This is a genomic window from Bradyrhizobium sp. Kon58 (genome assembly GCF_055807455.1).
The window spans coordinates 230,333-248,630 of the sequence record NZ_JBVVOT010000003.1; the positions used below are offsets into that span (position 1 = coordinate 230,333).

Sequence of the window (18,298 nt, forward strand, 5' to 3'; positions counted from 1 at the left end):
AGAGCATCGGCGTTTGCCGACCCAATCATGGGCCGAGCTCCACACCAAGGAGGCGGCGAATGGGACAAGACGTCAGAAGTCCCCGAGGTCCACGGTGCATCGCGCTGGTGGGCCCTTTCCAAAGCGGTAAAACCACACTTCTCGAAGCCATCATGGCACGAACCGGCGCAATCCCGCGCGCCGGCAGCGTCGACGCCGGTACCTCCGTCGGCGACGCCACGCCAGAGGCCCGTCATCACAAGATGACCGTCGGGCTGACTGCCGTCACCACGAGTTTCATGGGCGACAGCTACACCTTCCTCGATTGTCCCGGTTCCGTCGAATTTGCCCACGACATGCGCGCCGCGCTGCCCGCGGTCGATGCCGCAATCGTGGTCTGCGAAGCCGACGAGAAGAAGCTGCCGCAGCTTCAGATCATCCTGCGCGAACTGGAGGAGCTGAAGATCCCGCGTTTCCTGTTCCTCAACAAGATCGACCGCGCCAACAAGCGCATCCGCGAGACGCTCGAGATGCTCCAGCCCGCCTCGCGCGTGCCGCTGGTGCTGCGCCAGATCCCGATCTGGAAGGACGAGCTGATCGAGGGCTTCGTCGATCTCGCGCTGGAGCGCGCGTTCATTTACCGCGAGCACAAGGCCTCCGAAGTGGTCGCGCTCCAAGGCGGCGATCTCGATCGCGAGAAGGAGGCCCGCTTCTCGATGCTGGAGAAGCTCGCCGATCACGACGATGCGCTGATGGAGCAGCTGCTCGAGGACATCCAGCCGCCGCGCGATGCCGTGTTCGACGATCTCGCCCGCGAATTGCGCGACGGGCTGATCTGCCCCGTGTTGCTCGGCGCCGCCGCACGCGAAAACGGCGTGCTGCGCTTGATGAAAGCGTTGCGCCACGAGGCGCCCGGTATCGCGGAGACCGCAAAACGTCTCGGCGTTCCCGAGACCAGGGACGCCCTCGGCTTCGTCTTCAAGACGCTGCATTCGCAGCACGGTGGCAAGCTGTCGCTGACGCGGATGCTCGCCGGCCATCTCGACGACGGTGCCACGCTGCAATCCTCCTCCGGCGGGGCCAGCCGCATCTCCGGCATCCTCGCCGTCACTGGAGCCTACGACACCAAGCGTGCCGCGGCGGAAGCCGGCGACACGGTGGCGCTCGCCAAGCTCGACCCGATCAAGACCGGCGACACGGTCTCGAACGGCAAGACCCAGCCCGCAGCGCTTGCCGCCAGCGAGCCCACTCCGCCGGTGCTCGCGATCTCGGTTGCGGCCACCGACCGCAAGGACGACGTCAAGCTCGGCCAGGCGCTGATGCGGCTGCACGAGGAGGATCCATCGCTCGTCTTCGTGATGAACGCGCAGACCCACGACACGGTGCTGTGGGGGCAGGGCGAGATGCATTTGCGCGTCGCGAGCGAGCGGCTGCGCGACCGTTTCGGCGTCAAGGTTGCCTCGCATCCGCCCGCGATCGGCTATCAGGAAACCATCCGCAAGCCGATCGTCCAGCGCGGCCGCCACAAGAAGCAGTCCGGCGGCCATGGCCAGTTCGGCGATGTCGTGCTCGACATCAGGCCGCTGCCGCGCGGCGAGGGCTTCAAATTCGCCGAGAAGGTGGTCGGCGGTGCGGTGCCCCGCAACTATATCGGCGCGGTGGAAGAGGGCGTCGTCGACGGGCTTGCGCGTGGCCCGCTCGGTTTCCCGGTCACCGATTTGCAGGTGACGCTGACCGACGGCTCCTATCACAGCGTCGATTCCTCCGACCTCGCCTTTCGCACGGCGGCGCGGGTCGGGCTCAACGAAGGCCTGCCGCAATGCCAGTCGGTGCTGCTGGAGCCGATCCACGTGGTCGAGATCGTCTGCCCGACCGACGCCACCGCCAAGATCAACGCGATCCTGTCGGCACGGCGCGGCCAGATCCTCGGCTTCGACACCCGCGACGGCTGGAGCGGATGGGACTGCGTCCGCGCCATGATGCCGGAAGCCGAGATCGGCGAGTTGATCGTCGAATTGCGTTCGGCCACGGCAGGCGCCGGCAGCTTCACCCGCCAGTTCGACCACATGGCCGAAGTCACGGGCCGCGCCGCCGACCAGATCATCGCAGCGCATCAGCACGCGGCGTGATCGGTCTGCCGAAGTAAGGGACGCAACCGCTCTCTCACTCCCTCTCCCCGTTCTTACGGGGAGAGGGATGGGGTGAGGGGCTGTCGCCATTCGGGTGGTGAAGGTTGGACTCACGCTGCTCCTCCCAACCGCCATTGCGAGCGCAGCGACTTGTCCGCCGAAGCCTTAGCGAAGGCGGAAGCAATCCAGTCTTTCCGCGGAGGAATTCTGGATTGCTTCGTCGCTTCGCTCCTCGCAATGACGGTGGAGACGGATGGCTCGCATGGCGAGCTTCCCCTTGCACTGGCCTTGGAATGATGTATTTTACATCATTGTGCATGCTCCAGACATCATTTATAACCGTTCATACGTGAGGCCAAGGTGATCACGTCGTTCCAGATGCGGGCAGCGCGCGCGCTGCTCGGCATTGACCAGAGGGCCTTGGCGGAGCTCGCAGGCGTTTCGCTGCCGACCATTCAGCGAATGGAGGCGAGCACCGGCAACGTCCGCGGCGTGGTCGAGACCTTGATGAAGGTGGTCGAAGCCTTTGATCGGGCCGGCGTCGAGCTGATCGGCGAACAGGCGCGCAGCGAAGGCGGCGGACGTGGCGTTCGGCTGAGGGAGCCGGGGCCGCCGCGTCGGGTGGGAGCATGATCCCGCAATGATCATGCTCGGGAGCAGTCTTAACTAACGCACCGTCGCGCCCCGATACGCGGCCGCACGATGCATCGGAGCGTCGTGGGCAGCGGAGCATTTTGCTGAAATGAGCATCACAGGCGAACACGCAGGCAAGCTGCACCAGCTTCGTCGGCCGACCTTCACCGAACTCTATCTGCCAAAGCTCGTCACCGTATGGCGCGAGGGCTATGGCCTATCGGATTTCCGCGCCGATGTGTTCGCGGGCCTCACGGTCGCGATCGTCGCGTTGCCGCTGTCGATGGCGATCGCGATCGCCTCGGGCGTGACGCCGGACCGCGGACTCTACACCGCTGTTGTCGGCGGCTTCATTGCGTCACTGCTCGGCGGCAGCCGGTTCCAGATCGGCGGTCCCGCCGGCGCCTTCATTGTGCTGGTTGCGGCGACTGCCGACCGTCACGGGGTCGACGGCGTGATCCTGGCCACGCTGATGGCGGGCCTGTTCCTGATCGCTGCGGGCTTCCTGCGGATCGGCACCTATATCAAGTTCATTCCGTACCCGGTGACGGTCGGCTTCACGGCCGGCATCGCCGTCATCATCTTCGCAAGCCAGCTGCGCGATCTCGGCGGGATCACGCTTCTCGCCAAGGAGCCGAGCGAGTTCGTTCCGAAACTGGTCGCGCTTGCCGGGGGCCTGCACACCGTCAATCCGTCGGCCGTCGCAGTCGCGATCGTCAGCATTGCCATCATCGCGGGCCTGCGACGCTGGCTGCCGTCCTGGCCGGGTATCCTGATTGCGGTCGTGCTCGCGGCGGTCGCATGTGCCGTGCTGTCGCTGCCGGTCGAGACCGTCGGCTCGCGCTTCGGCGGCATTCCGCGCGAACTGCCCTCGCCGGCCTTGCCTGCGTTCTCGCTCGCAAAGGCGACCGCCGTGCTGCCGGATGCGATCTCCTTCGCGTTGCTCGCCGCCATCGAATCGCTGCTGTCGGCGGTGGTGGCAGACGGCATGACCGGACGCCGTCACCGCTCCAATTGTGAGCTGGTGGCGCAAGGCGCCGCCAATGTCGGCGCGGCGCTGTTCGGCGGCATTTGCGTCACGGGGCTGATCGCGCGTACCGCGACCAACATCCGCGCCGGCGCGCGGGGGCCGCTCGCGGGCATGCTGCATTCGGTCTTCCTGCTGCTGTTCATGCTCATCGCAGCGCCGCTCGCGAGCTACATCCCGCTGGCCGCGCTCGCCGCCGTGCTCGTCGTGGTGGCCTGGACCATGGCGGAGAAGCACGAATTCGCGACGCTCCTTCGCTCGTCATGGGGCGATGCCGTCGTGCTGCTCGCAACCTTCCTGCTCACCATCTTCCGCGATCTGACCGAAGGCATTCTGGTCGGCTTCGCGCTTGGCGCAGTGCTGTTCATCCATCGCATGGCGGAAATGACGGGCATCGAGGAACGTTCGCCGATGGTGGCCGCCGATCGTCCCGACGACGAAAATGGCGAGCGCGTGCCTTACGACCCCGCGCTCGCGGTCGATCGCGACGTGCTGGTCTATCGCATCACCGGCGCGTTCTTCTTCGGCGCGGCCTCGGCGATCGGCAGCGTGCTCGACGGCATCGCCGACAAGCGCAAGGGATTCGTGGTCGATTTCGCCGCGGTGCCGTTCCTGGATTCGACCGCGGCCAACGTGCTCGGCCGCGTCGCCGCCAAGGCCCACCGCCAGGGCATCCGGCTGTTCATCACTGGGGCATCGCCAACGGTTCGCCGCGCGCTGCTCACCCATGGCGTCACGCCGCCACGCGCCCGCTATCGCGAGACCATCGCGCGTGCGGTCGCCGACATCAAGGGCGGCGCGGCCCAGCCCGCGGGCGACGACGCGGGCACGACCTGACGTCGAGCCTCTCCCGAGACGGCCCGCGCGCTTGACAGCGCCTGCGGGACGCGAAATGGATCGCCTCCGAAACGACCCCAGGGGAGGACGACCGTGACCAAGGCTCCCGCAGCCTGTCTGATCGGATGGCCGGCCGCGCATTCGCGCTCGCCGCTGATCCATCGTTACTGGCTGCGCACGCTCGGGATCGAGGGCGGCTATGTCATCGAGGCGGTTCCACCCGATAATCTGCGCGACTTTGTGCTGCGGCTGTCGCTGCGCGGCTTCGTCGGCGCCAACGTCACCATCCCGCACAAGGAGGGCGTGCTCGAGCTCTCGACGCCCGATGCCCGCGCGCGGGCGGTCGGTGCGGCCAACACGCTGTGGTTTGCGGACGGCGAGCTGCGCTCGACCAACACCGACGTCGAGGGCTTTATCGGCAATCTCGATGCCAGCGCGCCCGGCTGGGACGGAGCCAGCGAGGCGCTGGTGCTCGGCGCCGGCGGCTCGGCGCGCGCCATCGTGTTCGGGTTGCTCGAACGCGGCATCAGCTGCGTGCATCTCGCCAATCGCACCATCGCCCGGGCCGAGATGCTTGCAGAGCAGTTCGGGCCGAAGGTGCATCCTGTTGCTTGGGACGGCATCGACGACATCCTGCCGCGTGCAAAACTTCTCGTGAACACGACCTCGCTCGGCATGGACGGCCAGCCTTCACTCGACCTTGACGTGGCGCGCCTGCCGGATGGCGCCGTGGTCGCCGATCTCGTCTATGTCCCGCTGGCAACGCCGCTGCTCGCGGCCGCACAGGCGCGCGGGCTGAAGACCGCCGATGGGCTCGGCATGCTGCTGCATCAGGCGGTCCGCGGCTTCGAGCTGTGGTTCGGCCAGCGGCCGGAGGTCACGGCCGAGCTGCGCGCGCTGGTCGAGGCCGATCTCACAAAGACTTGAGAGAATAGCGCGTAACCTCCGGAGTTCTATGTCCGTAAGGGCGATAGGGACAATCGGAGACCATCATGTCTGTTCAACGTGCAACTTTCACACGTCCGCTCATCGCCGTCGCGATGGTGGCCGTCTCGACCCTCTCGGCACTTGCGCAAAGGGCGCCGGTGCCGACGCGCGTGCGCGGCACGATCGAAAGCGTCAATGGTGACACGATGCAGGTCAAGGCGCGCAGCGGCGAGGATGTCAAGCTGCACATCGCCTCCGACGTGAACGTGTCGGGCATTACCAGGATTTCACTTGCCGACATCAAGCCCGGCGCCTTCGTCGGCGCCACCACCGTGCCGGGACCGGACGGCGGCGCGAACGCGGTCGAGGTGCACGTGTTTCCGGAGAGCATGCGCGGCACCGGCGAGGGCTCGCGCCCCTATGACCTCAAGCCCAACTCCAGCATGACCAATGCGACCGTGTCGGAGAGCGTGGTCGGCAATGACGGCCATACGCTGCTGGTCAAGTACAAGGACGGCGAGAAGAAGGTGTTCGTCGCCGACAATACGCCGGTGGTGACCTTCGTGCCCGGCGACAAATCCGATCTGAAGGCCGGCGCCAAGGTGATTGCCTTCATGAAGCAGCTGCCGGACGGCTCGTTCGAAACCAACCGCGTCAGCGTCGGCCGCAACGGCCTGACGCCGCCGATGTAAATGGAGACTAACAACATGTCGAAGAGAAGCTGGATATCACGCGTTGGCGTGGCCGCATTCGCCGCCTGCATCGTCACGTCATCTTCCCTGGCGCAGCAGACGCCGACGGTGCGTATCCGCGGCACCATCGAGAGCGTCGATGGCAACACGCTCGGCATCAAGACCCGCGAAGGCAGCGACGTGAAGGTACGCATGACCGACAACGTCGCCGTCTTTGCGGTGGTGAAGACGTCGCTGTCGGAGATCAAGGACGGCTCCTATATCGGCGTCACCGGCCTGCCCGAGCCCGACGGCACCCAGAAGGCGATCGCGGTGCACATCTTCCCCGAAAACCAGCGTGGCGCGGCCGAAGGTTTTCGTCCCTGGGATGCGCGCGCCAACTCGACCATGACCAACGCCACCGTGGCGCAGACGGTGAAGGGCACCGACGGCCAGAACATCACGGTCAAGTACAAGGACGGTGAGAAGAAAGTCGTGGTGCCCCCGGACACGCCGATCGTCACCTTCGTGGCCAGCGACAAATCCGAGCTCAAGCCCGGCGCCAAGCTGATCATTTTCGGTGCGGTGAAGAAGGACGATGGTTCGCTGGAAGCCAACCGCGTCAATGTCGGCCGCGACGGGGTGACGCCGCCGATGTGAGGGCGAACGCTGAAATCGTAGGGTGGGCAAAGGCGCGAAGCGCCGTGCCCACCACTTTCCTGCGATTTTGCGAATTGGTGGGCACGCTTCGCTTTGCCCACCCTACGGCACTGCCGCTGCGCCTCACATCGCAATGATATGCTCGTCGATCTCGTCGATCCTGTTGACGCCGCACAGGCCCATGGTGGTGAGCAGCTCCTTCTGGATGATGTCGATCGCCTTGGCGACGCCGGCCTGGCCGCCGGCGCCGAGGCCATAGGCGTAGGCGCGGCCGATCATGCAGGACTTTGCGCCGAGCGCGAGCGCGCGCATCACGTCCTGGCCGGAGCGAATGCCGCCGTCGAACATGATCTCCATCCTGTCACCGACCGCCTCGGCGATCTCGGGCAGCACCTCGATCGATGACGGCGCACCGTCGAGCTGGCGGCCGCCATGGTTCGATACGACGAGCGCCTGCGCGCCAGTCTTGGCGGCTTCCTCGGCGTCCTCGACGTCCAGAATGCCCTTGATGATCAGCTTGCCCGGCCAGATGCTTCGGACCCACTCGACGTCTTTCCAATTCAACGACGTGTCGAACTGCGACGCCGTCCACTCGGCGAGGCGATTGAGGTCCCCGGTGTTCTTCACATGGCCGGCGATGTTACCGAAGGTGCGGCGCTTGCCTTGCAGCACGCCGGAGACCCAGGTGGGCTTGCTGGCGAAATCCAACAGCTTCGAGAGCGACCATTCCGGCGGAACCGTCATGCCGTTCTTGATATCGGCGTGGCGTTGGCCGATCACCTGGAGATCGACGGTCAGCACCAGCGCGGAGCATTTCGCCGCGATCGCGCGCTGGATCAATTCCTTGATGAAGCCGCGGTCCTTCATCACGTAGAGCTGGAACCAGAACGGCTTCTCGACACTGGCCGCGATGTCCTCGATTGAGCAGATCGACATCGTCGACTGCGTGAACGGGATACCGGCGGCTTGCGCGGCGCGGCAGGCATGGATCTCGCCATCGCCATGCTGCATGCCGAGCAGGCCCACAGGCGCGAGCATCAGCGGCATGGTCGAGGGCTCGCCGAGGATCGTGGTCGCGGTATCGCGCTTGGAGACGTCGACCAGAATGCGCTGGCGGAACTTGATCGCCTGCATGTCGTCGCGGTTGGCGCGCAGCGTTTCCTCGGCGTAAGAGCCGCGGTCGCAATAATCGAAAAACGCCTTCGGCACGCGGCGCTGATGCAGTGTGCGAAGATCGTCGATACAGGTGATGTGCTTCATGAACGTTTCCCCGGCCCGTCTTGTATCGGAAGAGTCTGCATCGAAGTAGCGGATGAGTCTTGCATCGGAAGATCGAGGGGTCATCTAGCATGGTTGGATGCACAGCCAAATCGTTTGCAAATCCTTTGTGGAGAGGAGGGCGCCATGACCAGGCCGCACACCGGACCGACGCCGGAAGAGATCAAGGAGAAGCATGATCTCGAGGAAGCGCTGGAAGAAGGTCTGGAAGAGACCTTTCCGGGCTCCGATCCCGTCAATGTCACCCAGCCGGCGCCGAGCCGCGGGGACGGCCATGTGAAGCGCTCGGGCTAGGCGCGGGTTCCACCCTGTTCCGGCGTCCTCGCTGGAAATATAATGTTAACAAGACGTTATCAGCGCCGGGGCCTGCCCGGTTCCGTAATGATTCATCATATTTTTTGAAGCCAAGTTAGCCGCGATGGCTTTATAAGACCTCAGCACATCAGGGATGCGGGTCCCGCCAAGGCACCCGCAGGTTGTATTGGGGGTCCCTGGTTGTCGCGTGGGGGACGAGATGAGCCGCAAATATTTCGGGACGGACGGGATCCGGGGCCGCGCCAACGGACTGATCACGCCGGAGCTCGCGCTCAAGGTCGGCCAGGCCGCAGGCCTGGCATTTCAGCGCGGTGACCACCGCCACAGGGTCGTGATCGGCAAGGATACCCGCCTGTCCGGCTACATGATCGAATACGCCATGGTCGCGGGCTTCACCTCGGTCGGGATGGACGTGCTGCTGGTCGGCCCGATGCCGACGCCGGCGGTTGCGATGTTGACCAAGTCGATGCGCGCCGATCTCGGCGTGATGATCTCCGCCTCGCACAATCTGTTCGAGGACAACGGCATCAAGCTGTTCGGCCCGCAGGGCTTCAAGCTCTCCGACGACGTCGAGAAGCAGATCGAGCAGCTGCTCGACGAGCCCATCGACAAGCGTCTCGCCCAGAGCGCCAGTCTCGGCCGCGCCCGCCGCATCGACGGCGTGCATGACCGCTACATCGAGTTCGCCAAGCGCACGCTGCCGCGCGATCTGTCGCTCGACGGCTTGCGCGTCGTGGTCGATTGCGCCAATGGCGCCGCCTACAAGGTGGTGCCGGAAGCGCTGTGGGAGCTGGGCGCCGACGTGATTCCGATCGGCGTCGAGCCCGACGGCTTCAACATCAACAAGGAATGCGGCTCCACCTCGCCGGAAGCGCTGTCGAAGAAGGTCCGCGAGATGCGCGCCGACATCGGCATTGCGCTCGACGGCGACGCCGATCGCGTCATCCTGGTCGACGAGCGCGGCCACATCGTTGACGGCGACCAGCTGCTCGCGGTGATCGCGCAGAGCTGGAAGGAAGACGGCCGGCTGTCGCGATCGGGCATCGTCGCCACCGTGATGTCGAACCTCGGGCTCGAGCGCTTCCTCAATGCGCAGGGACTCGATCTCGTGCGCACGCCGGTCGGCGATCGCTACGTGCTGGAGCAGATGCTGAACGGCGGCTACAATCTCGGCGGCGAGCAGTCCGGCCACATCATCCTGTCCGACTACGCCACCACCGGCGACGGCTTCGTTGCCGCGTTGCAGGTGCTTGCCGTGGTGCAGAAGCTGCGCCGCCCGGTGTCGGAAGTCTGCCACCGTTTCGATCCGCTGCCGCAGATCCTGAAGAACGTCCGTCACAAGGGCGGCAAGCCGCTCGACAATTCCGACGTCAAATCGGCGATCTCCGACGGTGAGCAGCGGCTCAACGGCCACGGCCGCCTGCTGATCCGCTCCTCCGGCACCGAGCCGGTGATCCGCGTCATGGGCGAGGGCGAGGATCGCATCCTGGTCGAGGACGTCGTCGATACCATCGTCTCGGCGCTCGGGCAGGCCGCGGCTTAAATTCTTCCTTCTCCCCTTGTGGGAGAAGGTGGCGTAGGCGGCCTTTGGCGGCCGTTCTTAGGAACGCCGAAGCAAAGCTTCGGCTATGGCGCCGGATGAGGGTTGTCTCCACGAGCTCAGATCGTGAGAGGCTCATGCGCGGAGAGATACCCCTCACCCGTCTCGCCGCTAACGCGGCGATCCACCCTCTCCCACAAGGGGAGAGGGTAAGAGATGCATCGCAGCCATTTGCGATTGGCGGTGGTTCCACCACTCCCTGCAGCGTAACTAGCTTGTCGCGGCAATGTGCCGCGTCCGGATCGATCCATTGAACAAGCCAGTCGTCGTCTCAGAGGAAGTGCTGACCGAGCCCGTCATCGTCAGCGACGTGGCACCCGGAGCGAAGACCGCAGGGCCGGCCTATGTCGTGCTTGCCGGCATCAGCTTCTCGCACTTCCTCAACGACACCATGCAGTCGCTGATCGCCTCGGTGTATCCGATCCTGAAGGACACCTATGCGCTCGACTTCGCGCAGATCGGCATGATCACGCTGGCCTTCCAGTTCACGGCCTCGCTGCTCCAGCCGGTGGTCGGCCACTACACCGACAAGAAGGCGCAGCCCTATTCGCTGTCGATCGGCATGGCCTCGACCTTCTTCGGTCTGCTGCTGCTCAGTGCCGCCCACCAATATCTCGTCATCCTCGTCGCCGCCGCGCTGGTCGGCCTCGGCTCGGCGGTGTTTCACCCGGAATCGGCGCGCATCGCGCGGCTCGCCTCCGGCGGCCGCTACGGTTTTGCGCAATCGGTGTTCCAGCTCGGCGGCAGTTTTGGCACCTCGATGGGACCGGTGCTGGCCGCGCTCATCGTCGTGCCGTTCGGGCAGGGCAGCATCGCCTGGTTCTCCTCGATCGCCTTCCTCGCGATCCTCATCCTCTGGCGCATCGGCCGCTGGTACGAACCGCAGATCAAGGCGAAGAAGACCGCGGTGGCTCAAGCCCATCCCGACGCGCCGAGCTCGCGCCGCGTCACGGTTGCGCTCCTCGTGCTGGTCGCGCTGCTGTTCTCGAAACAGCTCTACGTCTCGAGCCTGTCGAGCTACTACATCTTCTATCTGATCGACCGCTTTGGCGTGTCGACGCAAGCCGCGCAGATGTATCTCTTTATTTTCCTCGCGGCGAATGCGGTCGGGGCTTTTCTCGGCGGTCCCCTGGGCGATCGCTTCGGCCGCAAGATCGTGATCTGGATCTCGATCCTGGGGGCGCTGCCGTTCACGCTGGCGCTGCCCTATGCCGGGCTCTATGCGAGCGCGGTGCTATCAGTCGTCATCGGCCTGATCATCTCCTCGACGACGTCGTCGATCATCGTGTTCGCGCAGGAGCTGGTGCCGCATCGCTTCGGCATGATCTCCGGCGTGTTCTTCGGTGTCGCGTTCGGCATCGGCGGCCTAGGCGCCGCCGTGCTCGGCAAGCTCGCCGACCACACCTCGATCGAATTCGTCTACCAGGTCTGCGCTTACCTCCCGGCGATCGGCCTGCTTGCGGTGTTCCTGCCCAAGCTGCCGCGGCACGCGCGTTAACATATCCTGTCTTGCTGCAGCGCGGCTTCATACATCGTTAGGACATGCGGCGACGGCGCCGCATTTGCGCTGCATTTTTGCAACGCTCGCGCCGCACGCGCGTCTGCGGTTAGAAAAAATCAACCTTAAAAATTAGGGTTAAGTGGCGCTTAAACATTTGCTGGCATCGTCCGGGCCGTGAGTTTCCAGAACGTGAGGCGCCGTATTGCCTCACCGGCCAAAAGGACGAAGCCAATGCGTAGCGTTAAGTCTCTCCTTGCCGCGGGTGCGGCAACCCTGATCTCCTCGATGGCGTTCGCCGCCGACATGCCGATCGCGGCGCCCCCTCCGATGTACGCGCCCCCGGCACCGCCCGCCGACTTCGGCGGCTGGTATCTGCGCGGCGACGTCGGCATGACCAACCAGAGCGCCAAGCGCATCGACGGCGCCCTGCCGGCTGGGTATTCGAAGACGACGGAGGGGCTCGGCTTCGACTCCTCGCCGCTGTTCGATCTCGGCGTTGGCTACCGCTTCAATAACTGGTTCCGCACGGATGTGATCGGCCAGTACCGTGGCAAAGCCAATCTGCACGGCAGCGACAACGTCGTTGGACCCGGCTTCGTCGGCGTCAACAACTACACCGGTAGCAAGTCCGAGTGGGTCGTGATGGCCAACGCCTACGTTGACCTCGGCACCTGGTGGTGCATCACCCCGTTCATCGGCGCCGGCGTCGGCGGCTCCTACAACAAGATCAGCGGCTTCCGCGATGACGGCGTGTCGTACAGCGGCGGCGTGCTGTCCAACAGCGTCGCCTACTTCGCCGACAACGGAAAGTGGAACTTGGCGTACGCCGCACATGCGGGTCTCGCTTACAAGGTCAATCCCGGCTTCACCGTCGAACTGGCCTACAGCTATATGAACCTCGGCGACGGCGCGCCCGGCAACTATCGCTTGTTCGACAACAGCGCCTCCGGCCCGACCTCGATCAAGGTCAAGGAGATCACCTCGCACGACGTCAAGCTCGGCGTGCGCTGGGAGCTGAACAGCCCGACGCCGGCCTACATGCCGCCGCTCGTCACCAAGGGCTGATCGACGGCCTCATCGCTTAAGACATCTTAACGGCGCGGGATCATCCCGCGCCGTTTTGTTTTGCGTATTTTTCATGGCGTGCGGCGATGAAAGCCTCCGGTGCAACCATTGGTTAAGGTTAACGAGCCATCATCATGGCTGAAAGTTCGAGTTCGATGGAGCGTTGCAATGCGTAGGCTGATGTTGGCGGCGGCGATGTTAGGGACGGTGTCTGCCGCGCACGCGGCTGATCTCTCCGATCTTCCCATCCTGCGCGGCAGCTTCACCGACGGTCTGAGCAAGTCCAACGTCAACTGGCAAGGCAGCTATATCGGCGCCCAGGCTGGCTATGGTTCGTCCGACGAGAACTTCAACGGCTCGACCAAAAACATGATGGCTTCATTGCTGGCCGACACGTTGATCGAGGCGGAAATGGGCGTCTCGCAGTGGAATCTCGGGCTCGGCAAGGCTTCGCAGCGCACGACCCGCTACGGTGCCTTCGTCGGGTACAACGCGCAGTGGGACGACGTCGTGATGGGTCTCGAAGTGAGTTGGTTGCACGGCAAGTTCGGTGGAATGGCGTCGGCCAGCGAGCGACGCGTCAGCCCCGTTGCGCTGTCTGACGGCAACTTCCATGACGTCACGGCGACCTCCACATCGTCGATCAGCATCAGCGACATGGGGACGTTTCGCGGTCGCGCTGGTTACGCCTGGGGATGTTTCCTGCCGTACATGTTCGCGGGTGCCGCGCTCGGCAATGCCGATATCGTGCAGACGGCCCATGTGCAGGATCGCGTGAGCACGACCCAGCTGGGGACTTACACGGCGCTACAGCCGTTGAGCTCGACCAACGCCCAGCATAATCACCTGATCTACGGCTACACCGCCGGCCTTGGTGTCGATGTCAATCTGGTCGGTGGCTTGTTCATGCGTGCGGAGTACGAATACATCCGCTTCTCTTCCGCAGTTGACACCAGCATCAACACCGTCCGTGCTGGCCTCGGCTACAAGTTCTGATCCTGCGCGCTGGGGCAATTGACAGGCCCGGTCAGTCCTGCTGCTCTGTCTCCAGAAGCGGGGGCAGCGATGCGGATCTACGGCGATACCAATTCCGGCAATTGTCTGAAGGTGAAGTGGGTCTGCGACAAGCTCGCGCTGCCCTACCAGTGGATCGAGATCGACACTCGCAAGGGCGAAAGCCGCACGTCGCAATTCCTCGAGATGAACGGTGCCGGCCAGGTGCCCACCGTCGCTTTCGACGACGGCCGCACGCTGGCGCAATCCAATGCCATCATCCGCTATCTCGCGCGCGACAGCGCGCTCATTCCGCGCGATGCCTTCACCGCCGCCAAGATGGACGAATGGCTGTTCTGGGAACAATACAGCCACGAGCCCTACATTGCGGTGTGCCGCTTCCAGCTCGTCTATCTCGGCAAGGACGCCTCCGAGCTCGATCCTGAAAAGGTCAAGCGCGGTTATGCGGCGCTCGATCGCATGGAGCAGCATCTGGCGGCAAACCGCTTCTTCGCCGGTGATGACGTTTCGCTTGCCGACGTCTCGCTGCTTGCCTATACGCGCGTCGCGCATGAAGGCGGCTTCGATCTCGGTCGTTATGCCGCCATCCGCCGCTGGATCGGCGAAGCCGAGACCTCTTTCGGGCTTCCCAAGGTGCGTTAAGGCGCGCTGAGGCAGGAGTAACTTTATGAACGCCGAATCCATCTCCATTCGTCCCGCGCGCCGCGAGGATGTTGCTGCGATCGTGGCGATGCTCGCCGACGATCATCTCGGAAGCGCTCGCGAGCGCGTCGAGGATCCGCTGCCGGCGTCCTATTACGAGGCATTCGCGCGGGTCGAGCGCGATCAAAATATCCAGCTCGTGGTTGCCGAGAGCGAGGGCAGGGTGGTCGGCTGCCTGCAGCTCGCGATCCTGCCGGGTCTCAGCTCGCAAGGCGGCTTGCGCGGTCTGCTCGAAGACGTCCGCGTTGCTTCCGATTGCCGCAGCCGCGGCATCGGCGAGCAATTGGTGCAATGGGCGGTGACGGAAGCCAAAGCGCGCGGCTGCAATCTGGTCGAACTGCTGACGCATCAGACGCGAACGGATGCGCAGCGCTTCTACAAGCGGCTTGGGTTCACGGCGAGTCACGTCGGCATGACTGTCCGCTTTTGACGCAGCACGCTATGAGCCTTGCGCGATCAGCGAAATCGGATCGCGAGTACGTTCATATTAAGAGCTGATAAACCACCGCCAAGGCGTTCACGTTGGTGAAGGAACGAACGGTGCTACGGGACGTCGAAACCGGGCTCGATCGGTTCGGGGATTTCGATGACAAGCTATTCGATGATCAAGGTCGGCAACGACTACGTTGTGCAGGCCAATGACAAATGCATTTTGAAAGTCGGCAGCCGCCGCCGCGCGGCGCAATTGATCAGCGAAGCCACGGACTTGTTGAACGCGCTTGCCGCCGTCGAATCCCCCAAAATCGCACCGGAAGCGCCATCACTCGCGCGTGAGGCCCCGGAACTTCCTTGACTGGTCTTCCCGATTCCCGTATCAGCCGCGGCGGGACACCTCCCCCCAACGGGAGGCTTACTATCTGGAAGGGTAGACGATGACTGTAGCGAAGCCCGCTTCGCGGCCGAACGTGCCGCATTTTTCCTCCGGCCCCTGCGCCAAGCGCCCCGGATGGAATGCCCAAAATCTCAAGGACGCAGCGCTCGGCCGTTCGCATCGCGCGAAGGTCGGCAAGACCAAGCTCAAGCTCGCGATCGATTTGACGCGCGAGGTGCTCGAAGTGCCCGCTGATTATCGCATCGGCATCGTGCCGGCCTCCGATACCGGCGCGGTCGAGATGGCGCTGTGGTCGATGCTAGGGGCGCGGCCCGTCACCACGCTCGCCTGGGAATCCTTCGGCGAGGGCTGGGTCAGCGACATCGTCAAGGAATTGAAGCTCAAGGACGTCACCAAGCTCAACGCGGCTTACGGTGAGATCCCCGACCTCTCCAAGGTCGATCCGAAGTCCGACGTCGTCTTCACCTGGAACGGCACCACCTCGGGCGTGCGTGTGCCGAACGCCGACTGGATCAGCGCGACCCGCGAAGGCCTGACCATCTGCGACGCCACCTCGGCCGCGTTCGCGCAACCGCTCGACTGGGCCAAGCTCGACGTCGTCACCTTCTCCTGGCAGAAGGCGCTCGGCGGCGAAGCCGCGCACGGCATGCTGATCCTGTCGCCCCACGCGGTGGAGCGGCTCGAAACCTACAAGCCGGCCTGGCCGCTGCCGAAGATTTTCCGCATGACCAAGGGCGGCAAGATCAACGAAGGCATTTTCGTCGGCGAGACCATCAACACGCCGTCGATGCTCTGCGTCGAGGATTATCTCGACGCGCTGAACTGGGCCAAGTCGATTGGCGGCCTGAAGGCGCTGATCGCCCGCGCCGACGCCAACACCAAGGTGCTCGCCGACTGGAAGGCGAAGACGCCCTGGATCGACTTCCTCGCCAAGGACGCCGCGATCCGCTCCAACACTTCGGTGTGCCTGAAGTTCACCGATCCCGCGATCACCTCGCTCTCCGAGGACGCGCAGGCCGACTTCTCGAAGAAGCTGGTGGCGCTGGTCGAGAAGGAAGGCGCGGGCTACGACTTCGCCTACTACCGCGATGCGCCCGCCGGCCTGCGCATCTGGTGCGGCGCCACCGTCGAGGCCAGTGATGTCGCGCTGCTGACCCAGTGGATCGATTGGGCCTTCGCCGAGACCAAGGCCACGCTCGCCAAGGCGGCGTAAGTTTTCTTTCTTCGCCTCTCCCCGTTCTTACGGGGAGAGGCCGGGTCGCGCAGCGATCCGGGTGAGGGGCTCTCTCCACGAGCACTTCGCCCGTGGCTGCCCCTCACCCCAACCCTCTCCCCGTAAGAACGGGGAGAGGGAGATCAAAGAGCTTCTGAGCAATTCCTCATTCCGGCCCTCGGGCCGATCCTCCCTCAGGGACGGCGAAGGACACATCCCCATGACCAAACCCAAAGTTCTCATTTCCGACGCGCTCTCTCCCGCCGCCGTGCAGATCTTCAAAGACCGCGGCGTCGAGGTCGACTTCCAGCCCAATCTCGGCAAGGACAAGGACAAGCTCGCCGAGATCATCGGCAATTACGACGGCCTCGCGATCCGCTCGGCGACCAAGGCGACCGCGAAGATCCTCGAGAAGGCGACCAATCTCAAGGTGATCGGCCGCGCTGGCATCGGCGTCGACAACGTCGAGATTCCCGCCGCCACGGCCAAGGGCATCATCGTGATGAACACGCCGTTCGGCAATTCGATCACGACCGCCGAGCACGCCATCACCCTGATGCTGGCGCTGGCGCGCGAGATTCCGCAGGCGGACGCTTCGACCCAGGCCGGCAAATGGGAGAAGAACCGCTTCATGGGCGTCGAGATCACCGGCAAGGTGCTCGGCGTGGTCGGCTGCGGCAACATCGGCTCGATCGTCGCCGACCGCGCGCTCGGCCTGCGCATGAAGGTGATCGCGTTCGATCCGTTCCTGTCGCCGGAGCGCGCCAGGGACATCGGCGTCGAGAAGGTCGAGCTCGACGACCTCTTGAAGCGCGCCGACTTCATCACGCTGCACACCCCGCTGACCGAGAAGACCAAGAACATCATCGACGCAGCCGCGATCACCAAGATGAAGAAGGGCGTGCGCCTGATCAACTGCGCCCGCGGCGGCCTCGTCGACGAGCATGCCGTGGTCGACGCTTTGAATTCCAAGCACATCGCAGGCGCCGCCTTCGACGTCTTCGTCGAGGAGCCTGCCACCGCGAACGTGCTGTTCGGTCATCCCAACGTGATCTGCACGCCGCATCTCGGCGCGTCCACCACCGAAGCGCAGGAGAACGTCGCGCTCCAGGTCGCCGAGCAGATGTCGGATTACCTGCTCACCGGCGCGATCTCGAATGCCGTCAACTTCCCCTCGATCACCGCGGAAGAGGCGCCGAAGCTGAGGCCGTTCATCGCGCTCGCCGAAAAGCTCGGCTCGTTCGCGGGACAGCTCACCGAGAGCGGCATCCTCAAGGTCGAGATCACCTATGAAGGCCATGTCGCCGAGATGAAGATCAAGGCGATCACCTCCGCCGTGCTGTCCGGCCTGCTGCGGCCGATGCTGGGCGAGGTCAACGTCGTCTCCGCGCCCGTCGTCGCCAAGGAGCGCGGCATGGTGGTGGACGAGATCGTCCGCGCCGCCCAGAGCGACTATGAAAGCCTGATCACCGTCACCGTCACGACCGAGCGGCAGGAGCGGTCGGTCTCGGGCACGGTCTATGCCGACGGCAAGCCGCGCCTGGTCGACATCAAGGGCATCCGCGTCGACGCTGAATTCGGCAAGTCGATGATCTACGTGACCAACGAGGACAAGCCGGGCTTCATCGGCAAGTTCGCGAGCCTGCTCGGCGATGCCAAGATCAACATCGCGACCTTCCATCTCGGCCGCGTCGCGCCGGGCTCCGATGCCATCGCGCTGATCGAGGTCGACGGCGCGGTGCCGGCCGATCTGCTCGCCAAGGTGCAGGCCCTGCCGCAGGTCAAGCAGGTCAAGGCGCTGACGTTCTGATCCGTCGGCATATTCCGACCCGCGGAACAACGCCGCCCTCTCGCGAGGGCGGCGTTTTTATTTCTCCCGCGACCGCCGGACATTGTGTACCAATGGCGCCGAGAA

General features: G+C 64.4%; 17 protein-coding genes. 16 read left to right on the forward strand and 1 reads right to left on the reverse strand.

The window, feature by feature from the left end; all coding sequences use genetic code 11:
- Nucleotides 1-59: 59 nt before the first annotated feature.
- The 6 genes from AC0L20_RS07545 to AC0L20_RS07570 all read left to right on the forward strand — a co-directional run bounded on the left by AC0L20_RS07545 (nt 60) and on the right by AC0L20_RS07570 (nt 6,863).
- The gene (locus tag AC0L20_RS07545; RefSeq protein WP_456767784.1) at nt 60-2,108 is read left to right on the forward strand and encodes an elongation factor G; all 2,049 of its coding nucleotides are present in this window, start codon (nt 60-62) and stop codon (nt 2,106-2,108) included.
- A 360-nt stretch (nt 2,109-2,468) separates the two neighbouring features.
- Entirely contained in the window at nt 2,469-2,741 is a 273-nt protein-coding gene (locus tag AC0L20_RS07550; RefSeq protein WP_027520336.1) for a helix-turn-helix domain-containing protein, read from the forward strand.
- A 109-nt stretch (nt 2,742-2,850) separates the two neighbouring features.
- Complete coding sequence (locus AC0L20_RS07555; RefSeq protein ID WP_473288028.1) at nt 2,851-4,605, forward strand: SulP family inorganic anion transporter; 1,755 nt, start codon at nt 2,851-2,853, stop codon at nt 4,603-4,605.
- A 93-nt stretch (nt 4,606-4,698) separates the two neighbouring features.
- Entirely contained in the window at nt 4,699-5,532 is an 834-nt protein-coding gene (locus AC0L20_RS07560; protein WP_473288029.1) for a shikimate dehydrogenase, read from the forward strand.
- A gap of 65 nt (nt 5,533-5,597) precedes the next feature.
- Complete coding sequence (locus tag AC0L20_RS07565; RefSeq protein WP_473288030.1) at nt 5,598-6,224, forward strand: hypothetical protein; 627 nt, start codon at nt 5,598-5,600, stop codon at nt 6,222-6,224.
- A gap of 15 nt (nt 6,225-6,239) precedes the next feature.
- Nucleotides 6,240-6,863, forward strand: a complete 624-nt coding sequence (locus AC0L20_RS07570; protein ID WP_473288031.1) for a single stranded DNA-binding domain-containing protein — start codon at nt 6,240-6,242, stop codon at nt 6,861-6,863.
- Between the two features lie 123 nt (nt 6,864-6,986).
- On the opposite strand, the gene AC0L20_RS07575 is transcribed toward AC0L20_RS07570, so the two are convergent.
- Nucleotides 6,987-8,123 (reverse strand): alpha-hydroxy acid oxidase, encoded by a 1,137-nt coding sequence (locus tag AC0L20_RS07575; protein WP_027520331.1) that lies wholly within the window; start codon nt 8,121-8,123, stop codon nt 6,987-6,989.
- A gap of 144 nt (nt 8,124-8,267) precedes the next feature.
- On the opposite strand from AC0L20_RS07575, the gene AC0L20_RS07580 reads away from it, so the two are divergent.
- The 10 genes from AC0L20_RS07580 to serA all read left to right on the forward strand — a co-directional run bounded on the left by AC0L20_RS07580 (nt 8,268) and on the right by serA (nt 18,193).
- A complete protein-coding gene (locus AC0L20_RS07580) occupies nt 8,268-8,435 on the forward strand; it encodes a hypothetical protein (RefSeq protein WP_473288032.1) in 168 nt (55 codons plus the stop codon).
- Nucleotides 8,436-8,655: 220 nt separating this feature from the next.
- A complete protein-coding gene (gene glmM / locus AC0L20_RS07585; protein WP_027565344.1) occupies nt 8,656-9,999 on the forward strand; it encodes a phosphoglucosamine mutase in 1,344 nt (447 codons plus the stop codon).
- Nucleotides 10,000-10,306: 307 nt separating this feature from the next.
- A complete protein-coding gene (locus AC0L20_RS07590; protein WP_473288033.1) occupies nt 10,307-11,554 on the forward strand; it encodes an MFS transporter in 1,248 nt (415 codons plus the stop codon).
- A 234-nt stretch (nt 11,555-11,788) separates the two neighbouring features.
- Nucleotides 11,789-12,622, forward strand: a complete 834-nt coding sequence (locus tag AC0L20_RS07595) for an outer membrane protein (RefSeq protein WP_456767791.1) — start codon at nt 11,789-11,791, stop codon at nt 12,620-12,622.
- Nucleotides 12,623-12,790: 168 nt separating this feature from the next.
- Complete coding sequence (locus AC0L20_RS07600; RefSeq protein WP_473288034.1) at nt 12,791-13,618, forward strand: outer membrane protein; 828 nt, start codon at nt 12,791-12,793, stop codon at nt 13,616-13,618.
- Nucleotides 13,619-13,687: 69 nt separating this feature from the next.
- Nucleotides 13,688-14,278: a glutathione S-transferase family protein gene (locus AC0L20_RS07605; RefSeq protein ID WP_473288035.1), complete on the forward strand. Its 591-nt coding sequence runs from the start codon at nt 13,688-13,690 to the stop codon at nt 14,276-14,278.
- Between the two features lie 25 nt (nt 14,279-14,303).
- A complete protein-coding gene (locus tag AC0L20_RS07610) occupies nt 14,304-14,768 on the forward strand; it encodes a GNAT family N-acetyltransferase (protein ID WP_473288036.1) in 465 nt (154 codons plus the stop codon).
- A gap of 156 nt (nt 14,769-14,924) precedes the next feature.
- A complete protein-coding gene (locus AC0L20_RS07615) occupies nt 14,925-15,131 on the forward strand; it encodes a hypothetical protein (protein ID WP_007614735.1) in 207 nt (68 codons plus the stop codon).
- 79 nt (nt 15,132-15,210) lie between these two features.
- Complete coding sequence (locus AC0L20_RS07620; protein WP_473288037.1) at nt 15,211-16,383, forward strand: phosphoserine transaminase; 1,173 nt, start codon at nt 15,211-15,213, stop codon at nt 16,381-16,383.
- A 220-nt stretch (nt 16,384-16,603) separates the two neighbouring features.
- The gene (serA, locus tag AC0L20_RS07625) at nt 16,604-18,193 is read left to right on the forward strand and encodes a phosphoglycerate dehydrogenase (protein WP_473288038.1); all 1,590 of its coding nucleotides are present in this window, start codon (nt 16,604-16,606) and stop codon (nt 18,191-18,193) included.
- The last annotated feature ends 105 nt before the right edge of the window (nt 18,194-18,298 follow it).